This window comes from Mycobacterium sp. IDUB_24 (assembly GCF_055419385.1).
Genome location: NZ_JBVAXO010000009.1, coordinates 134,022 through 151,350 on the forward strand (window position 1 = coordinate 134,022; position 17,329 = coordinate 151,350).

The window sequence follows — 17,329 nt, forward strand, 5'->3', positions numbered from 1 at the left end:
CCCGGTCAGCTGACCTGTTTTGCCTTTCGCTCGAACGCGTCGCGGTCCGCCTGGGGTCGCAGCGGATTCAGCGCGTAGACCACGCAGAATTCCTTGCCGGCAGGATCGGCCATGATGACCCACTTCCCGGGATGATCGACGAAGGAATCGTCGATCACCTTGGCGCCCAGAGCTTTGAGGCGTTTCACTTCGGCATCCAGATCGTCGGTGTGGATGTCGAGATGGACTCCGGCTTGGCCGGAGTGCACATTCTGGACCACGACGCGGAAATCCTCCGACGCACCTTGGAGGATGCAGTAGTCGGGGGCTTGCCGTGGACGGTATTGCTCGGCGTCGAGAGCTCCGGCCCAGAAATCGGCCGTTGCGCCTTGGGCGTCGGACGGAGCGTCGATGATGAGGGTGCTCAGAAGGATGCGATGCATCTGAGCGTCCCTACCCGGAAATGAAGGTCGGCATCGCGGCCCAGCCTCGGACCGCTGCGGTTTCCGACGGCACCGTGTTCTCCCAGTCGACCTCCCACTCGGGGAAGCGCTTGAGGATCTCCTCCAACGCGATGCGGCCTTCGAGTCGGGCCAGGGCGTTACCCATGCAGAAGTGCGTTCCTGCGCCAAAGGTCATGTGCGCGTGCTGTTCCCGGTGGATGTCAAAGACATCACCATCAGGCGCAAACCGGCGGTGGTCGCGATTGGCCGCGCCGACCAGCATCAGCATCGCCGACCCCTCCGGCACGGTCCGGCCGTAGTACTCCACGTCGCGGGTGACGTAGCGCGCGATCTGCAGGGCCGGTGGCTCCCACCGCAGGATCTCTTCGATCGCCTGGGGGATGAGCCCTGGGTTCGCCACCAGGTCGCGGCGTTGATCCGGGTATTCGGCCAGCGTCTTGCCGGCCCAGCCGATCAGTCGGGTGGTGGTTTCTGAGCCGGCGGTGGCGATGACGGTCAGGTAGAGCAGCAGCTCGTCGCGGCGCAACTTGCGCACCGTGCCGGTCTCGTCTTCGAACTCGGCGTTGAGCAGGTCGGTCATGATGTCGTCGTAGGGGTGCTCAGCGCGCCAGTCGATGAACTCGGCGAACACCTCACCGGTCGCCAGTGCGTCGACCGTCTGGCCCTGCAGGATCTCCTCACCGTGGTCGGTGATCTGTCGCTGCCGTTCCTCGGGGATGCCCAACAGCATGCCGATGACACGCATGGGCATCTGCTCGCCGAGATCGTTGACGAAGTCGAAGCGGTCCCCTCCGACGAGCGGATCAAGGCAGCGGGCAGTGAACTCGCGGATCTGAGGTTCCAGGGCCAGCACCTTGCGCGGGGTGAACATCCGCGACAGCAGATTGCGATGGATGTTGTGGATCGGCGGGTCCTCGAAAATCAATGTCCCCGGGGGGATTTCCATCCCGGACTTGATGATCTCCAGTACGGCTCCCCGGCCGGAGATGAACGTCTCGTGGTCGATGACCGCCTTGTTGACGTCGTCGTAGCGGCTCAGTGCATAGAAGTCGTGCTGCTCGTTGTAGTACAGCGGGGCTTCTTCCCTCATCCGGGCGAACACCGAATACGGGTTCATGTTGAGGTCGACGCTGTAAGGGTCGTAGTACAGATCGGCAGCGGCCGGTGCGGTCATGACTGCTTCACCGGTACGAGCGTTTGCCGACGGTGTTGTGATGTGGGCACGGGTGATCTCCTGGAGGGATTGAAAGTGCTGAGCACCTGCCTAGCAGACGAGCGGTCGCCCGGTCAAGGAATCGGGCGGATTGGGGCCCAGATCAGTCTGGTGCGCAACGTATTCCACCGCGGGTTGGGGCGACGCGAGCGGTAAGCCAAGCTCCATACCGGGGCACACTGGTTCCGTCAATGCTTGCCACGCTGGTGCAAAAACGCAACACCGTTGCAAAAATCGCACGATGGTGCTTAACATCTCCCCAACGAACCGCCCGAAACGCGAGCTCTCTGGCTCCGCGTCGGATCACATCTGCCCACCCGCGTGATGACCAAGGGGAAGATATGTCGCAAGATCAGTCCGGTTCCGTCGCCACCGATTCCGATGGGCGGCCTTACGTCACGGTGTCGATCGACAGCCATGTCGGCCCGTCGGTCAAAGACCAGCTGCGCCCGTACTGCGACGCGAAGTACCTCGACGAGTTCGACCGCTTCGTAAACGAGATGGAGAGCCAGGGCCTCTTGTCGTGGCGGTCGTCGGAGGCGAACTCCGGCGGGAAGCAGAGCTGGTCACTGGGGAAGTCGCAGGCTGAACGAGGTAAGGCCCAAGCCGAAAAGGCGCCGGCCACTCAGGGCAGGGCCGCGGCCGAGAAGTTGGACGACGCCCAAGCCGAGAAGTTCGGGAAACAGGCCGGTATCCGCAACGCAGACCAGGTCGGTGCGCGGTTCCTGCAACGCAGCTACGAGCACAGTCTGGCGCCCGGACTGCAGGACCATGATGCGCGGATCGCCGACATGGACGAACAGGGTGTTGCCGCAGATGTCATCTTCCACGGTGGCCTCAACGGTCAATCGATCCCGTTCTCGACCACCGGGCTCATCAGCTGGGGGGATTCCGCCTACAACGATCTCGAGCGGGTCGGGGTCCGAATCTACAACCGGTGGTTGGCCGACTTCGTGTCATTGGCGCCGGAACGGCACGCCGGCATCGCGCATATCCCGATCTCCGATCTGGGCGCGTGCCCGCAGGAGATCGAGTGGGCCGCCGAGGCAGGACTGAAGGGTATCAATCTGCCCGCCCCCCGAGGCGATTTCCCGATGCTCAATGACCCTGCGTGGGAGCCTATTTGGGCCGCCTGTAACGAGACCGGAATGTCGGTGAACACGCACGGCGGCGGCGGTGAGCACTACCCGTACGAGGGTCAGGGCGCGCAGATGATGTACATGATGGAGACGCCGTTCCGGACCCGCCGAGGTCTTTGGGTGATGATCTTCAGCGGTGTGTTCGAGCGCTACCCGAACCTCAAGCTGGTGCTCACCGAGCAGTGGGTGGACTGGGCGCCGGAGGCCATGGCGAACATGGATGGTCTCTACCACGGCCCGACGGGCGCCGCGATCCGGGCCAAGCTGCCCAAGCCGCCATCGGAGTACTTCCGCCGGAACTGCTTCATCGGTGCGAGTTTCATGTCCAACGGTGAAGCCAAACTGGCGGTAGAGCACGACCTCGTCGACAACGTCATGTGGGGCGACGACTATCCGCATGCCGAGGGAACCTTCCCGGACACCCGCGAGGCCATGCGCTTCACCTTCTCCGATGTCGATCCCGATCACACGCGAAAGTTCCTGGGCGAGACCGCTCTTGATCTGTACGGCCTGGATCGCGAGAAGTTGACGAAGGTGGCCGACCGGATCGGTCCGACGGTCGATCAGGTCGCGACGCCGTACACGCTTCCCGAGGACGCCGTGGTTGGTCTCTACGCATTCCGGACCGGGCCGGGAATCTTCGTCTGATCGAAACCAGCCTGATTCAGAGCCAATTTCCCTGTCGGAGGAGGATTCCCACAATGGACGACACCACTGGTCTCAAGGCGCCGTGCCGGCTGGTCACGCCCGAGGAGGTCGCGCATCTCAATGAGCACGGGTGGGTGAAGCTCAAGCGGTTCGTCGATCCCGATGTGCTCGCCAGGATGCTCGAGCTCGCCCGGGAAAAGATGGGTGAGGACGCGGACAGCAATCCGTTGAAGGCGGGCATGGCACCGCCCACGGACGGTGAGGCCCAAGGTGTATTGGCCTACTTCAACGCCGAGCGCAGTGGTGGCCTGGGCAACCCGGTACTGCGACCGCTGATCGACGAGATCGGCAAGAGCGCAACACTGCTGTTGGGCCGACGCACCAACAGCGGCTCAGCTGTCGGGATCAGGTACTACAACGACTTCTTCGTGCCCAAGCTGCCTTCCACGAAGTCGTCCCGGCACGGCGGTAACGGAGCGACGGCGTTCCATCAGGACTACATCACCTTCGCAGTCGACCGGACCGGTGGCATGACGTTCTGGATTCCGTTGGAGCCCTACGGGCCAGAGGCCGGAACCATGTCGTTCGTCAACGGATCACACCGCGTCGGTGTGCTCGGTGACTACACCACCTATGGCGGCGCGGACGCCCTTGAGGTGTTCCCGGAGCTGCGTGACCTCGACATGAGTGAGCAGATGACGTACGAGCTGGGCGACATCACCGTGCACACCCACCTCACCATCCACGGCGCAGGAGCGAACGTGATGGACCGTCCGCGATGGGGCTATCTGCTGATAGTCCAGCCCGAAGATGTCTGCTGGAACGGATCGCCGTGCCCCAACTTCGACACCACGGACATGGCGCAGTGGACCGCCTTGAACGACGAGCGATTCCCGCTGATCGGCTGAAGGGTACGTTGTTGAACACTGTTTCACGCTTTCCCAACCGGAACTTCATGCAGGTGTGCTGGGTGGTTCCGGACCTTCGTCTCGCCATCGAATCCTGGTCCCGCAGTGCGGGAGTAGGCCCGTTCTTCTGGTTCGACGGTGTGGGTTGCGTCGAGGGTCGCCATCGGGGTGTGCCCGCCGATTTTCCGGCTGTGACCGCGGCCATCGCCTACGCGGGAGACCTGCAGATCGAGCTCGTCTGCCAGGACAACGACGAACCAGGGGTGTTCCGCGACGTCTTCGCGCGGGGACAGTCCGGCCTGCACCACATGGCATTGGTCTGTACCGACTACGAGTCCGAGCGTGACGCCTACATCGACGGGGGAGCGGCACTCGCGTTCGAGGGGCAGATCGGCAACAGCCGCACGTGTTGGGTCGACACCACTCCCGCGCTCGGGTTCATGGTGGAACTACTCGAGCCCAGCCCGGCACGTGAAGCCGGATTCGCCGCGATGCGTGCCGCCGCGCAGTCTTGGGACGGCGCCGATCCCATCACCAGGTTCTGAAGCGGACAAGGCTGATGGACGACACAGACGACATGGACGACTCTGACGACGTGGAAGACGCACCGGCTTCGACGTTCCCGCAACTGTTCGCCGAGATCGTCGCTGCGCGCGCGGACCACGACGCACTGATCTTCGCCGGGCGGACGTTCACCTACCGGGAACTCGATCAGCGTTCGGCACGAATGGCGCGCGCTCTCTTGGCGATCGGTGCTGCGAAAGGCACCCGGATCGCGCTGTTGGCGCCCGACAGCGCACTGCTGATCACCACGTTCTACGCGGCGTTGCGCATCGGTGCACTCGTCACCCCGATCAGCACGTTGACCACACCCAACGAGCTCTCCCACATCGTTCGGACCAGCGATGCACAGATTCTGATCGGGGTCCGCCGGTTCCTGACTCGTGATTACGGACATAACCTCGAAGCGGCCCTGGCGGGTCTCAGCGAGGCCAGGCCTGAGGGGCTTCGCCTGCCTGCCGCCCCGTATCTGCGGTCCGTGTGGCTGGACGACGTCGCCGGATTGCCTTGGGCCCGTTCCATCGAGGATCTGCTGGAACGAGCCGACACTCCCGACTCGCCGGACGCCGCGTTGCTGGCCGCCGTCGAGACCGAGGTAGTGCCAGGGGACGACGCATTCGTCGTCTACACGTCGGGCAGCACTGCCACACCGAAGGCCGTGGTCCACGGCCAGTGGGCAGTCGCCCGCCAGCCTCCGGTCCTGGCCACCTATTTCGACGTCCGACCCACCGATCGGACCTTGTGCCTACTGCCCGCCTTCTGGATGGGTGGCATCTCGGCGGCGCTGCAAGTGCTCAGTACCGGAAGTACATTGGTGTATTCCACCAGTCCGGACATCGATGTCGTGCTCGACACCATCGAACACCATCAGGTCACCAACATCGTGGTCTGGCACATGCTGGCCAAACTTCAGGCGGCCGCACGCGATCGTGGTATCGATCTCGACGCCGTCAAGATCACCACCGGGCCGACGTGGGACGAGAACGGTGACCCCATCCCGCGCCACCTGCAGACCCGGATGCTCGGGATGTCGGAGAGCTTCGCGCCGCACAGCGCGGAGCCGGTGAACAGGCGCCTGCCCGAGTCGAAGGCCGGTGCCGCCGGCCGTGCGGTCAACGGCATCGAACGCCGGGTGGTCGATCCGCACACCGGCGTCGAGGTGGCGCCCGGCGAGGTCGGCGAACTGCAACTGCGTGGTGGCGCGCTGATGACGGGTTTCTACAAGCTACCGCGGCACGAGGTGTTCACCGCAGACGGTTTCTTCCCGACCAGAGACCTGGTCCGGATCGATGCCGATGGTTACGCCTTCTTCGTCGGCCGGATCAGCGACATGATCAAGACCAACTCCGCCAACGTGTCTCGCCTCGAGGTGGAGGCGGCGCTGAACTCCCTGGCCGAGGTGGAGTTGTCTCTCGTCGCGGGTCTGCCTGATCCGGAACTCGGCGAAATCGTCGCGGCCGCAGTTGTTCCCGCAGCCGGCCACGAACCGGATGAGGGAGGCCTGCGGGCGGCGTTGCGCGAAACACTGTCGAGCTTCAAGATCCCGCGTCGGATCGTCTTCATCACCCACGACGACGTGCCCAGAACGCCGACCGGGAAAGTGCGGCTCTCCGAACTGACCGAACTCATCACAGCCCACCTCGCGGCGCAGGCACGGATCCATCACGTGACTGCGGCCGGCGGGTGAACACCGACAAGGAGACGCGGCACATGTCAGAGCAGGTAGAGCAAGCACAGCACAAGCATCGGCCTTCGGCGGAAGAGATTGTGCTGTATGAGAAGAACCCGGACACCAAGATCGCCACGATCACCCTCGACCGCGCCGACGAACTCAACGCGATGACGATCGATGCCCAGCATCGCTACGCGGACCTCGTCCACAACGCCAGCATCGATGACGACGTGAAGGTGCTGGTGATCCGCGCGAACGGACCAAACCTGGGTAGCGGCGCCGATCTCACCGAACTGTTGGACACCATGGCCGGCCGCGGCGACGGCAGCATGAACCATGCGGTTCGGGTTCCCGAGGATGCGGACGTGGTCTATCCGCCGGTGGGGACCTACCGCCGCCGGGCGTCGACCGTGCAGTTCTACACCGATCCGAGCGCCGGCATGCGCAGCCTTCAGGACTTCAAGAAGATCAGCATCCTGGAGGTGCGTGGGTACTGCTACGGCTGGCACTTCTACCAGGCGGCCGACGCCGACATCGTGGTCGCGTCCGAAGATTCACTGTTCGGTCATGCCGCCTGGCGCTACGCGGGATTCGCCGCGCGGCAATGGCAGTGGTGCAACACGATGGGCGCGCGCAAGTTCATGGAGATGGTGTTCACCGGCCGGCCGTTCACCGCCAAGGAGATGTACGAGTGCAATTTCATCAACGCCGTGGTGCCTTTCGACGAGCTCGAGGCGATGACCGACAAGTACGCGCTGGCCTGTTCTCGCAGTCGTCCCACCGACACGGTGTTCGCCCAGAAGACCTTCTTCGAGATCTACAAGCAGCATCAGGGTGAATACATGGGCAGTATCGTCGCCGGCCTCCTGGAGTCCACCCTCGATCAGCTCCGGCCCGACCCCGACACCAGGGGCATGGAACTGGATTCGGAGACGCTGGAAAACCTGACCGACACGGTGAAGGACAACGACAGTCAGTTTCCCCCGGACTGGCGCCTGAGCCGGCGGGGCCGGGCTGCCCGCTAGGAGATCCAGACATGTTGGTGATCACCAATGCCAAGGTCTTCGACGGCCGCACACTGCTTTCCGGCCTGCGTAGTGTCACGCTCGACGGCAACACCATCGCCGCGATCGATGCCCCGCCCGCCGCGGCCGACGAGGTGATCGACGCTGCGGGCATGACCCTGATGCCGGGCCTCATCAGCAGCCATCTGCACCCGGACTTCTACAAGTTCGACATCGCCGACAGCGACCGGCTCGGCAAGGAACGCCCGCCGGGGGTTCTGATGGCGATCGGCGTCCGCACCTGCCGGGTGCTGTTGGAGAGCGGGTTCACCGGATACTCGGGCGCCTCCTGCTCCAACGACATCGACGCGCAACTCAAGATGGCCATCGACGAAGACATCATCCCGGGCCCACGGATCCGCGCGTGCGGGCACCATCTCGGTACCACGGGTGACATGAATAACGGCGGCCGATGGTGGAAGCCCTACCAGACACCGGGAACCGATGTCTGTGCCGACGGTCCCGATGCGCTGCGCAGGCTGGTGCGCCAGGAGATCAACCGCGGTGCCGAAACCATCAAGATCTTCGCCAGTGCCGGCCACGGCCAGCCGAACCGGACCACCCGCAACATGTCGCGTGACGAGATCGCCGCGATCATCGACACCGCCCACGAACGCGGCGCCAAGGTTCGTGCGCACGTCGCCGACAAGGCGATGATCATGGAGTGCATCGAACTCGGCCTCGACGTCGTCGACCACGGCGACGAGGTCGATGCGGAAGTCATCGCGGCCATGGTGGAGGCGGGAACCTTCTGGGTGCCGAGCCTGATCTTTCTCCGCAGTGTGCTCGAGCTCGGCCTCGGCGAGAACCTCGGTGTGCGCCGCGAGCAGTACGACCATGTCCGCGCCACGCTGCCGGCGGCCCAGGAAGCCGGCGTGCGCATCCTCATCGGAGACGATTACAGCGGGGTCTTCCGCGACATGATGGACGACGATCCGCTGGACCATCAGGTCGGAAACTACGGTCGCGAGTTCGCGTACTACGGCCAGATCGACGGCCTTTCGCCGGAAGTTGTGCTCAGCTGGGGCACCCTCAACGCCGGTCAGCTGCTGGTGGATTCGCCGGCGCGGGTGGGAGTGATCGAGCCCGGCGCCCTGGCGGACTTGATCATCGTCGACGGCGATCCCGTCGCCGACCTCTCGTTGCTCGCCCGTCCCGCCGAAGCCCTGCGCGCCGTCATCCGCGACGGCGCGGTGGTGATCGACCGGATGAGCGAGCGCGTGCACTCCAGAAACGAGGAACTGTGTCCACAGTGACAGATCAAAAGGTTGTTTTCGTGACCGGTGCGGGTTCCGGGATCGGACGGGCCGCAGCAGAGGCGTTCGCCCGCCGCGGCTACGCGGTGGCGCTCGGAGACGTCGACGAGGAGGCCGGCGCCAAGGTCGAGGCGGAGCTGAACCATTGGGGGACAGCGACGTTCATCCCATGCGATGTGACCGACGACGCACTCGTCGCCGATGCCGTGGCCCGAACCGTCGCGACGTACGGTCGCCTCGATGCGGCGTTCAACTCCGCGGGTGTCGACGGCGAGCACGGCAAGCTGACCGCCGAAGGCACCATGGAGAACTGGAACCGGGTGATCGCCGTCGATCTGACCGGGACGTGGTCGTGCATGCGCTACCAGATTCCGGCGATCATCGAGACGGGCGGCGGCGCCATCGTCAATTGCGCTTCGGTGGCCGGGTTACGTGCCGCGCCGACCGTGTCGGCCTACACCGCGGCCAAACACGGTGTCGTCGGGTTGACCAAAGTGGCCGCGCGGGAGTACGCGAGCCAGGGCCTTCGCATCAACGCCATCTGCCCCGGCACGGTCGACACCCCGATGTTTCGCGCATCGATGTCGCCCGAGGTGATCGAAAACCTGCTCACCGCAACCCCTGTCGGCCGCCTGGCCGAGGCCGCGGAGATCGCCGACACGGCAGTGTGGCTGTGCGATGACGCCCCGGGCTACCTCACCGGCCAGGCGATCGCGGTCGATGGCGGTATGGGGGCGTGAACCGCGTCAAATCCTGCAGGCCCACCGAAGGGAACGACCAAGTGTCCAGCCAAGTGTCCACTGAGCAGTCAGTGCCCGCCGGAGATGTGTACTACGACCCGTATGACCTGGAGATCAACCGGGACCCGTACCCGACCTTCCGCAGGCTGCGGGACGAGGCACCGCTCTACCACAACGAGCGGCACGACTTCTATGCGGTGAGCCGTCATGCGGATGTGGCGAAGGGACTGTCGGACCGCAACACGTTCACGTCGGGCCGCGGCAACATTCTCGAGCTGATCAAGTCGGGGATCGAGATGCCGCCGGGGCTGGTCATCTACGAGGACGCTCCCACGCACACCATCCACCGCAAGCTGGTCTCGAAGATGTTCACGCCGAAGACCGTGGCATCACTTGAGCCGAAGATCCGGGCCTTCTCCGCGGCCTGTCTCGACCCGCTGGTGGGATCGAATCGATTCGACCTCGTCGCCGAGTTCGCCGCCAAGATGCCGATGCGGGTCATCGGCATGCTGCTCGGCATCCCCGAGGAGGACCAGGAGCAGATTCGCGACCGCAGCGATGCGAACCTGCGAGTTGCCCCCGGCAAGGCCATGAAGTTCAAGCAGGACACTCTGGTTCGGGGCGGGGTGTTCGCCGAGTATCTCGATTGGCGAGTGGACAACCCGTCCGACGACATCATGAGCGAACTTCTGCACCTTGAGTTCGTCGACGAGACCGGTACGCAGCGACGACTGACCCGGGACGAGATTCTTGCCTATGTCCAGGTCGTCGCCGGTGCGGGCAATGAGACCACCACGCGGTTGATCGGCTGGACGGCCAAGGTGCTTGCCGCACAACCGGATCAGCGTCGTGAACTCGTCGAGGACCATTCGTTGATCCCCAACGCCATCGAGGAGATCCTGCGCTACGAGACGCCCGCACCGCACATCGGTCGATATGTCGCGAGCGACGCAGAATTTCACGGTCAGACGGTTCCGGCCGGCAGCGCGATCCTTTTCGTGGCCGGTGCGGCGAATCGTGACGACCGGGTCTATGCCGACCCGGACCGCTTCGACATCCACCGCAAGGTTTCGTCGCCACTCACCTTCGGGATGGGGGCGCATTTCTGCCTGGGCGCGGCGCTGACCCGGCTCGAGGGGCGGATCGCGCTCGAGGAGATGCTGACCCGCTTCCCGGAATGGGACGTCGATCTCGAGGCCGCAAACCTCTCGCCCACCTCCACGGTCCGCGGCTGGGAGCAGTTGCCCATGGTGGTGGCGTGAACCACAACCTCGTTACAATTTCGGAGAAAGATGTAAATATGCTGTCACAACAAGCCGACGGGAAGACGATGACCGCTGAAGAGATCGTGCGTGCCGAGATCGCCGCATGGGGGACCAACGATGTCGACGAAATCATGAGTCACTTCGCCGAAGACGCCACCTTCGACATCGGTCCCGACTGGCCGAAACTTGCCGGCCGCGAGGCCATCCACGAGATGATGAAGGTGTTCTTCGCGGGTGGTAAGTGTGTCGACCTCAAAGTTCTGCACCTGGCCGTCGACGGCGATGTGGTGCTGATGGAGCGCACCGACTATTGGGTCGTGGATGGCAAGCAGATGAGCTGGCCGGTGATGGGCGCCTACGAAGTGAAAGACGGCAAGATCACGGCCTGGCGGGAGTACTTCTACCCGCCGAAGGAGGCCTGAGCTCGATCACGACCTTGCCGACCGCACGCCCGTCGGCGACACATCGCAGTGCGGCGGCAGTGGCATCCAGCGGATAGACCGCACCGATGTGTGGCCGCACGGCGCCGGTGACCAACAGCTCGCGTAGTTCGGCCTCATTGCGGGTGTACTCGGCGGGATCGATGTCCTGAAACTGAAATCCGAGGACGTGAATCCCTTTGACCAGGACCAGGTTCAGCGGGATGCGGGGGATGACACCCGAGGCGTAGCCGATCGTCACGAACCGGCCGCCACGGCGCAGTGACCGCAGGGCCGGCTCCGACAGGTCGCCACCGACGGGGTCGAGTACCGCGTGCGCACCGTCGGGCGACGCTTCCCGCAGCACGGCACGTAGATCACCCTTTGTGTGGTTGACGAGCTCGGCGGCGCCGTATCGTGCGGCGGTCGAGAGCTTCTCGTCTGAGGACGCCACCGCGGTCACCCGCGCGCCCAACGCCGCCGCGAGCTGCACCGCGGCCAAACCGACGCCGCCACCGGCACCGAGCACGATCACCTCGTCCCCCGAGGAGACCCGGGCCACCGACCGCAGTGCGTGATAGGCGGTGCGGTGGGCCACACCGAACGCGGCCGCGGTGCGGTCGTCCACACCGTCGGGAATCCGGGCCAGCCCGGTCGTCGGGACGCACACCTGCTCGGCAAACGCACCGAACAGTCCGGTGCCGGTAACTCGATCGCCCGCGGCGAAATCCCCAGTGTCCCCGGCCACTTCGGTGATGAGGCCGGCGAACTCGCTGCCCGGGATGAACGGCACCGGCACCGTGATCTGGTATCGGTCGGCGACCAGCAGCACGTCCGGGAAGTTCACCGCGGCCACACCGACCTGGACCCGAACCAGGCCCGGCGAGATCGGGGGAGTGGGAAGTTCCTGGACGCCAACCACTTCCGGTGGCCCGTACTCCGGGCAGACCGCGGCCTTCACCGGTAGGTGCTGGACTCGGCGAGTTCGGCGGCCGAGGCCATCAGGTCGGTCACCACCGGTCCGAAGGCCAGCAGCTTCTCGTCGTCGCCGGCTCGCTGAAAACCCTGTTCCAGCACGATCGCCAGCTTCCACTTGGCGAGCACCAGGTAGTAGTCCAGGTCGTCCACCTGGCGTCCCGATACCTCCGCATAGTGGGCCACCACGTCATCGCGCGACGGCATTCCACGCATGTCGACATAGCCCATCTCGGACGGCTCCGGGTTGTTCACGTCGGCCGGCCACGACTGCACCATCCAGGCCAGGTCGAGCTTCGGGTCGCCTACCGTACCCATCTCCCAATCCACGATCGCGGCCATCGTGGCCGGGGCGCCGTGGCGGTACATGACATTGGCGAACTGGTAGTCGCCGTGCATCAGGCCCGGTATGAAATCGAGCGGCTTGTGGGCCCGCAGCCAGGCGGTGGCGACTTCAAGGCCCGGCAGATCGCGGTTCTTGATCCGGTCGAGGAACCCGATCCAGCGGGCAACCTGACGTTCGTGAAAGCCGTCGGGCCGGCCGAGATCGCTCAGGCCCTTGGCCTGCCAATCCACCTTGGACAACAGCGCAATGCCCTCGGCCAGTTGATAGCTGAGTCCGGGGCGGAGGCTCTGGTCGGTGTCGAACGGTTCGGGCCAACGGCCATGGGTGTCCATCGGGGACCAGCCGTCGACGAAGCCCATCAGATAGAACGGCCGGCCGAGCACCTCGGGATCGGCGCACACCCCTACCGCGGCGGTGTGCGGGACCTCTGTCCCGTCGAGCGCCTCGATGATGCGCCACTCCCGCAGGATGCCCTTGTCCCGGTCCGGCGGTGCCCCGGGTGGGGGCATGCGGAGGACACAGTTGTGTTCGCCGCGGCGGATCTCGTAGATCACGTTCTGCGTTCCGCCGGAGAGGAACCGGGCTTCCAGCGGGTCCCCCTTGCCGGGCAGGCCCGCGTTGTCCATCCAATCGGCGAGGCGCGCAGTATCTATCTCGCTCACAGGTTGCCCACCTCGGCCTCAAGATATTCGGCGAACTTCGCCTTCGCCGCCTCGCGCTTGCGCGGTATCCATTCGGTGGGCCAGGTGTCGGTGGTCGGCTGGTAGTCGCGCAACACCTGCCGGGCCACGGTGGTCTTGTGCACCTCGGTCGGACCGTCGGCCAATCCCATCACCGCGGCGCCGGTGACCATGCCCAGGAAAGGCATTTCGTTGGTGACGCCGAGCGCGCCGTGGACCTGCATTGCCCGCCAGGCGATGTCGTGCAGCACGGTGGGCATGGCCACCTTGACCGCGGCGATGTCCTTGCGGACTTTCTTGTAGTCGTTGTACTTGTCGATCTCCCACGCGGTGTACAGCACCATCAGCCGGAATTGCAGTAACTGGGCGTAGGAATCGGCGATGTAGCCCTGGACGAACTGCTTGTCGGACAGGCGGCTGCCCTGAGTTTCTCGGCTGAGCGCGCGTTCGCACATCATGTCCAGCGCCTTCTGCGCCAGGCCGATTGTCCGCATGGCGTGATGGATCCGGCCGCCGCCCAGCCGGGTCTGGGCGATCACGAAGGCTTGGCCCTCACCGCCCAGCAGTGCCTCGGCAGGCACTCGGACGTTGTCGTAGTGGATGAGAGCATGCGAGCCCTCGTTGTCCCGTTCGCCGTAGAGGCCGACGTTGCGCACGATCTTGACGCCAGGAGTGTCGGTCGGCACCAGGAACATCGACATGCCCTGGTAGGCGCTGACCTCTGGATTTGTCACCACCATGACGATCAGGAACGACGAGGTTGCGGCGTTGGAGGAGAAGAATTTCCATCCGTTTATCACCCAGTCGTCCCCGTCGCGTACCGCGCTGGTGGTGAACAGCGTCGGGTCTGCGCCGGCGTGCGGTTCGGTCATCGAATAACAGGAGAACAATTCACCCTCGAGCAGCGGATGCAGGTACCGCTTCTTCTGGTCCTCGGTCCCGTAATGCGCGATGATCTCGGCGTTTCCGGTATCGGGGGCCTGGCAGCCGAACACGATCGGTGCCCATTGCGAGCGACCGAGAATCTCGTTGAGCAGGGCTAGTTTCAGCTGTCCGTAGCCCTGTCCACCGAGTTCTGGTCCGAGATGCGTTGCCCACAGACCCTTTTCGCGCACCTGCGCCTTGAGCGGATCGATCGCCTCCCGACGCTTGCCCTCCAGCTGGGTGAACTGCAGGTGCGGCCAGGCCAGGTCGAGCGGCTCGACCTGCTCGGTCACGAAGTTGTCGGCCCAGTCCAGTAATTCCTGATACTCGGGGTCGGTCTCGAAATCCCACGCCATCGGGGGTCCTCCGATCTAGTTGTTGGGTGTGTTGGAGCCGGTGATCAGTGCGCCGATGTCACGTGCGACGACGTCGGTGAAGGAGCGGGCGCCGAAGCTGCCCCCGGCCCAGTGCCGGACGCCCTCGCTGACGAGGATCTGCGCCAGCCGAGACAGGTGCGTCACGTCGACGTGGGCGCCCAGCTTGCCGTCGGCCTGGGCGCGCGCGAACAACTCGCCGAACATGTCGGCATCCTGTGTGTCCGGGTCGACGTCGCCGGCCAGGATCCGGTGTTCGTGCCGGTAGCCCTCCAGGATGGTCTCGACGATCAGCTCGGGAGGGTTGCGCGCCATCGACCGTTCGAGGCTGCGCAGTGCCTCGGCGATGACGGCCATGACGTCGTAATCGCCGACCAGCATCGACTTGACCCGCTTCTGTGCCAGTCGGGTGGAGGTCAGGCCAACCTCGAACAGCACATCCTCTTTGGCTGGGAAATAGAAGTAGAACAGGGCCCTCGATACACCTGCGGCACGGCAGATGTCAGCGACCGTGGTCTTGGCGTATCCGTTGGTCCGCCAGAGCGCCATCGCCGCCTGCACCAGGTCGCGCTTGGTCTGGTGTGAGCGGGCCCGTTGGAACGAAGCGCGGCGTTGACTGCTGTCAGCAGTGTCGGCAGCCGCTGTTCTGGGCATATCGGCACTGTAGCAGCGGGTTGAGCCGTTGGAAATAGTTGACGTATGTCTAACTATCGCCGCTGAGGCGAGGGTGACCGACGGCGGCGTGTTGCGCCAGGGACCGACGCTCGGCGAAGCGGGTGAGAATCCGATTCTTGTCGCTCGCCGCAGTTCGGTCGGGGCCGACGTTGACGGCCAACCGACGCTATGGAAATCTGCTATTCATAGATGAGAGCCGCATTCTCATATGTGTGGCTGGAACGGGAGCAGCAGATGGCGATCGACCCAACCGGTATCGATTTTTTCCGCGATGAACGATTGGTCGATGATCCGTACCCCTTCTTCGAGGCCCTGCGGAACAAGTGCCCGGTCACTCGCGAGGATCTCTACAACGTCACCATGGTGACCGGCTGGGACGAGGCCGTTCAGGTCTACAACGACGAGGAGACCTTTTCGTCCTGCCTTTCGGTCACCGGGCCCTTCCCGGGTTTCCCGGTCCCGTTGGAAGGGCGTAGCGCCGAAGAAGTCACCGAGCTCATCGACAAGCATCGCGACGAGTTGCCGTTCAGCGATCAGCTGCCGACACTGGATCCGCCCACCCATACCGATCATCGCTCGCTGCTCATGCGGCTGATCACGCCCAAGCGCCTCAAGGAGAACGAGGACGCCATGTGGCAGTTGGCCGACGAAGTGCTCGACAGCTACCTCGCGCCCGGTGGGGGAGAGTTCATCAAGGGCTTCGCCGGCCCGTTCACGTTGTTGGTGATCGCCGACCTGCTCGGTATCCCGGAGGATGACCGTGAAGCCTTCGTAAACGGCATCAAGCAGAATTCCGGCGGCGGCGTCGGCAGCACCAGCAAGGAATCGCTGTCCCACAGCCCGCTGGAGTTCCTTTACGGTCAGTTCTCCGACTACGTATCCGACCGTCGCGCCAACCCACGCGACGACGTCCTGACCGGGTTGGCCGAGGCCACCTTCCCCGACGGCAGCATCCCCGATGTCGGCGACGTCGCACGGGTGGCGACCAACGTCTTCTCGGCCGGGCAGGAGACGACGGTGCGCCTGCTCAGCACCGCATTGAAGATCATGTGCGAACAACCGGAGATCCAGCAGCGGCTCCGAGCCGACCGCAGCCTGATCCCGAATTTCATCGAAGAGGCGTTGCGGATCGAAAGCCCGGTGAAGGGCGACTTCCGGCTGTCGCGCTGCCCCGTGACCATCGGTGACACCGAATTGAGTGCCGGGACCACGTTGATGGTGCTCAACGGTGCGGCCAACCGCGATCCGCGGCGCTTCTCCGATCCCGACACCTTCGACCCGGCGCGCAAGAACGCCCGCCAGCACCTGGCTTTCGGACGTGGCATCCACAGCTGCCCCGGTGCTCCGCTGGCGCGTGCCGAAACCCGGGTCGGTATCGAGCGGTTGTTGGACCGGACCACCGATATCCGGATCTCCGAGGCCAATCACGGTTCGGACGGCGACCGGCGCTACAACTACATCCCAACCTTCATCCTGCGCGGCCTGACCGAGCTGCACCTGGAGTTCGACAGCTGATGCGGGTCAAGGTCGACGAGGATCGTTGTGCCGGCCACGGCATGTGTCTGACGCTGTGCCCCGACGTCTTCGAGATGTCGGACGATGGTTGGGCGGTCGCAGATCCCGAGGATGTCCCAGACGGACTCGAAGGTGCGGCACGCGAGGCGATAGAGAACTGCCCGGAACGGGCGATCAGCGAAATCGACAACTAGAGAAAGAGATTCGTAATGGCATCTGGAGCTTCTAAGGGCTACGTCGTCATCACCGAGGACATCAAGGATCCGGCCGGCATGGGTGAGTACGCCAAGCTGGCGTCGAAGGCGATGGGCGGCGCCAAGATCGTGGCCGTCGACCAGAAGCCGGAAGTGATCGAGGGTTCCTGGCACGGCACCCAGACCGTCGTGCTGGAGTTCGAGTCCGTCGACGCCGCGCGCGAGTGGTACTACTCCGACGCCTACCAAGCGGCAGCCAAGGTCCGCCAAGGTGCCGCGGAGTGCAACGGCGTCATCCTCTCCGGCTTCCCCTCCTGA

At 64.5% G+C, this 17,329-nt stretch carries 18 protein-coding genes; 12 read left to right on the plus strand and 6 right to left on the minus strand.

Translation table 11 applies throughout. The features are described from left to right. Positions 1-5 precede the first annotated feature (5 nt). Positions 6-422, minus strand: a complete 417-nt coding sequence (locus ACZYZF_RS27510; RefSeq protein WP_463747373.1) for a VOC family protein — start codon at positions 420-422, stop codon at positions 6-8. A 10-nt stretch (positions 423-432) separates the two neighbouring features. Continuing rightward, positions 433-1,617 carry a cytochrome P450 gene (locus ACZYZF_RS27515; RefSeq protein ID WP_463747372.1) on the minus strand — a complete coding sequence of 395 codons (1,185 nt, stop codon included), beginning with the start codon at positions 1,615-1,617 and terminating at the stop codon, positions 433-435. 380 nt (positions 1,618-1,997) lie between these two features. Here ACZYZF_RS27515 and ACZYZF_RS27520 point away from each other — a divergent pair, with 380 nt between their 5' ends. From ACZYZF_RS27520 to ACZYZF_RS27560, 9 genes are read left to right on the plus strand one after another with little or no spacing between them, the layout of a single operon-like run. Further along, on the plus strand, positions 1,998-3,443 hold the full coding sequence (locus tag ACZYZF_RS27520) for an amidohydrolase family protein (protein WP_463747371.1): 1,446 nt from the start codon (positions 1,998-2,000) through the stop codon (positions 3,441-3,443). Between the two features lie 53 nt (positions 3,444-3,496). After that, complete coding sequence (locus ACZYZF_RS27525) at positions 3,497-4,351, plus strand: phytanoyl-CoA dioxygenase family protein (RefSeq protein WP_463747370.1); 855 nt, start codon at positions 3,497-3,499, stop codon at positions 4,349-4,351. A gap of 11 nt (positions 4,352-4,362) precedes the next feature. After that, positions 4,363-4,896, plus strand: a complete 534-nt coding sequence (locus ACZYZF_RS27530; RefSeq protein WP_463747369.1) for a VOC family protein — start codon at positions 4,363-4,365, stop codon at positions 4,894-4,896. Between the two features lie 14 nt (positions 4,897-4,910). Continuing rightward, positions 4,911-6,599: a class I adenylate-forming enzyme family protein gene (locus tag ACZYZF_RS27535; protein ID WP_463747368.1), complete on the plus strand. Its 1,689-nt coding sequence runs from the start codon at positions 4,911-4,913 to the stop codon at positions 6,597-6,599. A gap of 23 nt (positions 6,600-6,622) precedes the next feature. Then, positions 6,623-7,609: an enoyl-CoA hydratase/isomerase family protein gene (locus ACZYZF_RS27540; RefSeq protein ID WP_463837401.1), complete on the plus strand. Its 987-nt coding sequence runs from the start codon at positions 6,623-6,625 to the stop codon at positions 7,607-7,609. Between the two features lie 11 nt (positions 7,610-7,620). Further along, the gene (locus tag ACZYZF_RS27545; protein ID WP_463747366.1) at positions 7,621-8,904 is read left to right on the plus strand and encodes an amidohydrolase family protein; all 1,284 of its coding nucleotides are present in this window, start codon (positions 7,621-7,623) and stop codon (positions 8,902-8,904) included. A 20-nt stretch (positions 8,905-8,924) separates the two neighbouring features. Further along, a complete protein-coding gene (locus tag ACZYZF_RS27550; protein WP_463747365.1) occupies positions 8,925-9,644 on the plus strand; it encodes an SDR family oxidoreductase in 720 nt (239 codons plus the stop codon). A 41-nt stretch (positions 9,645-9,685) separates the two neighbouring features. Then, positions 9,686-10,906, plus strand: coding sequence for a cytochrome P450 (locus ACZYZF_RS27555; RefSeq protein WP_463747364.1), 1,221 nt, complete (start codon positions 9,686-9,688; stop codon positions 10,904-10,906). A 38-nt stretch (positions 10,907-10,944) separates the two neighbouring features. Then, the gene (locus tag ACZYZF_RS27560; RefSeq protein ID WP_463747363.1) at positions 10,945-11,331 is read left to right on the plus strand and encodes a limonene-1,2-epoxide hydrolase family protein; all 387 of its coding nucleotides are present in this window, start codon (positions 10,945-10,947) and stop codon (positions 11,329-11,331) included. Here the strand turns inward: ACZYZF_RS27560 and ACZYZF_RS27565 are convergent. From ACZYZF_RS27565 to ACZYZF_RS27580, 4 genes are read right to left on the minus strand one after another with little or no spacing between them, the layout of a single operon-like run. Further along, positions 11,288-12,289, minus strand: a complete 1,002-nt coding sequence (locus ACZYZF_RS27565) for an NADPH:quinone oxidoreductase family protein (protein ID WP_463747362.1) — start codon at positions 12,287-12,289, stop codon at positions 11,288-11,290. The two genes, ACZYZF_RS27560 and ACZYZF_RS27565, sit on opposite strands and share 44 nt — an antisense overlap. After that, a complete protein-coding gene (locus ACZYZF_RS27570; protein ID WP_463747508.1) occupies positions 12,286-13,275 on the minus strand; it encodes a phosphotransferase family protein in 990 nt (329 codons plus the stop codon). Before ACZYZF_RS27570 ends, ACZYZF_RS27565 begins: the two co-directional genes overlap by 4 nt. Positions 13,276-13,307: 32 nt before the next feature. Further along, on the minus strand, positions 13,308-14,609 hold the full coding sequence (locus ACZYZF_RS27575) for an acyl-CoA dehydrogenase family protein (RefSeq protein WP_463747361.1): 1,302 nt from the start codon (positions 14,607-14,609) through the stop codon (positions 13,308-13,310). Positions 14,610-14,624: 15 nt separating this feature from the next. Beyond that, a complete protein-coding gene (locus tag ACZYZF_RS27580) occupies positions 14,625-15,281 on the minus strand; it encodes a TetR/AcrR family transcriptional regulator (RefSeq protein ID WP_463747360.1) in 657 nt (218 codons plus the stop codon). 255 nt (positions 15,282-15,536) lie between these two features. On the opposite strand from ACZYZF_RS27580, the gene ACZYZF_RS27585 reads away from it, so the two are divergent. Genes ACZYZF_RS27585 through ACZYZF_RS27595 form a run of 3 tightly spaced genes read left to right on the plus strand, consistent with a single transcriptional unit; the run spans position 15,537 to position 17,329 of the window. Beyond that, entirely contained in the window at positions 15,537-16,817 is a 1,281-nt protein-coding gene (locus ACZYZF_RS27585) for a cytochrome P450 (RefSeq protein WP_463747507.1), read from the plus strand. Continuing rightward, complete coding sequence (locus ACZYZF_RS27590) at positions 16,817-17,011, plus strand: ferredoxin (RefSeq protein WP_463747359.1); 195 nt, start codon at positions 16,817-16,819, stop codon at positions 17,009-17,011. The genes ACZYZF_RS27585 and ACZYZF_RS27590 overlap by 1 nt, the downstream gene beginning before the upstream one ends. A gap of 15 nt (positions 17,012-17,026) precedes the next feature. Further along, entirely contained in the window at positions 17,027-17,329 is a 303-nt protein-coding gene (locus ACZYZF_RS27595; protein ID WP_463747358.1) for a DUF1330 domain-containing protein, read from the plus strand.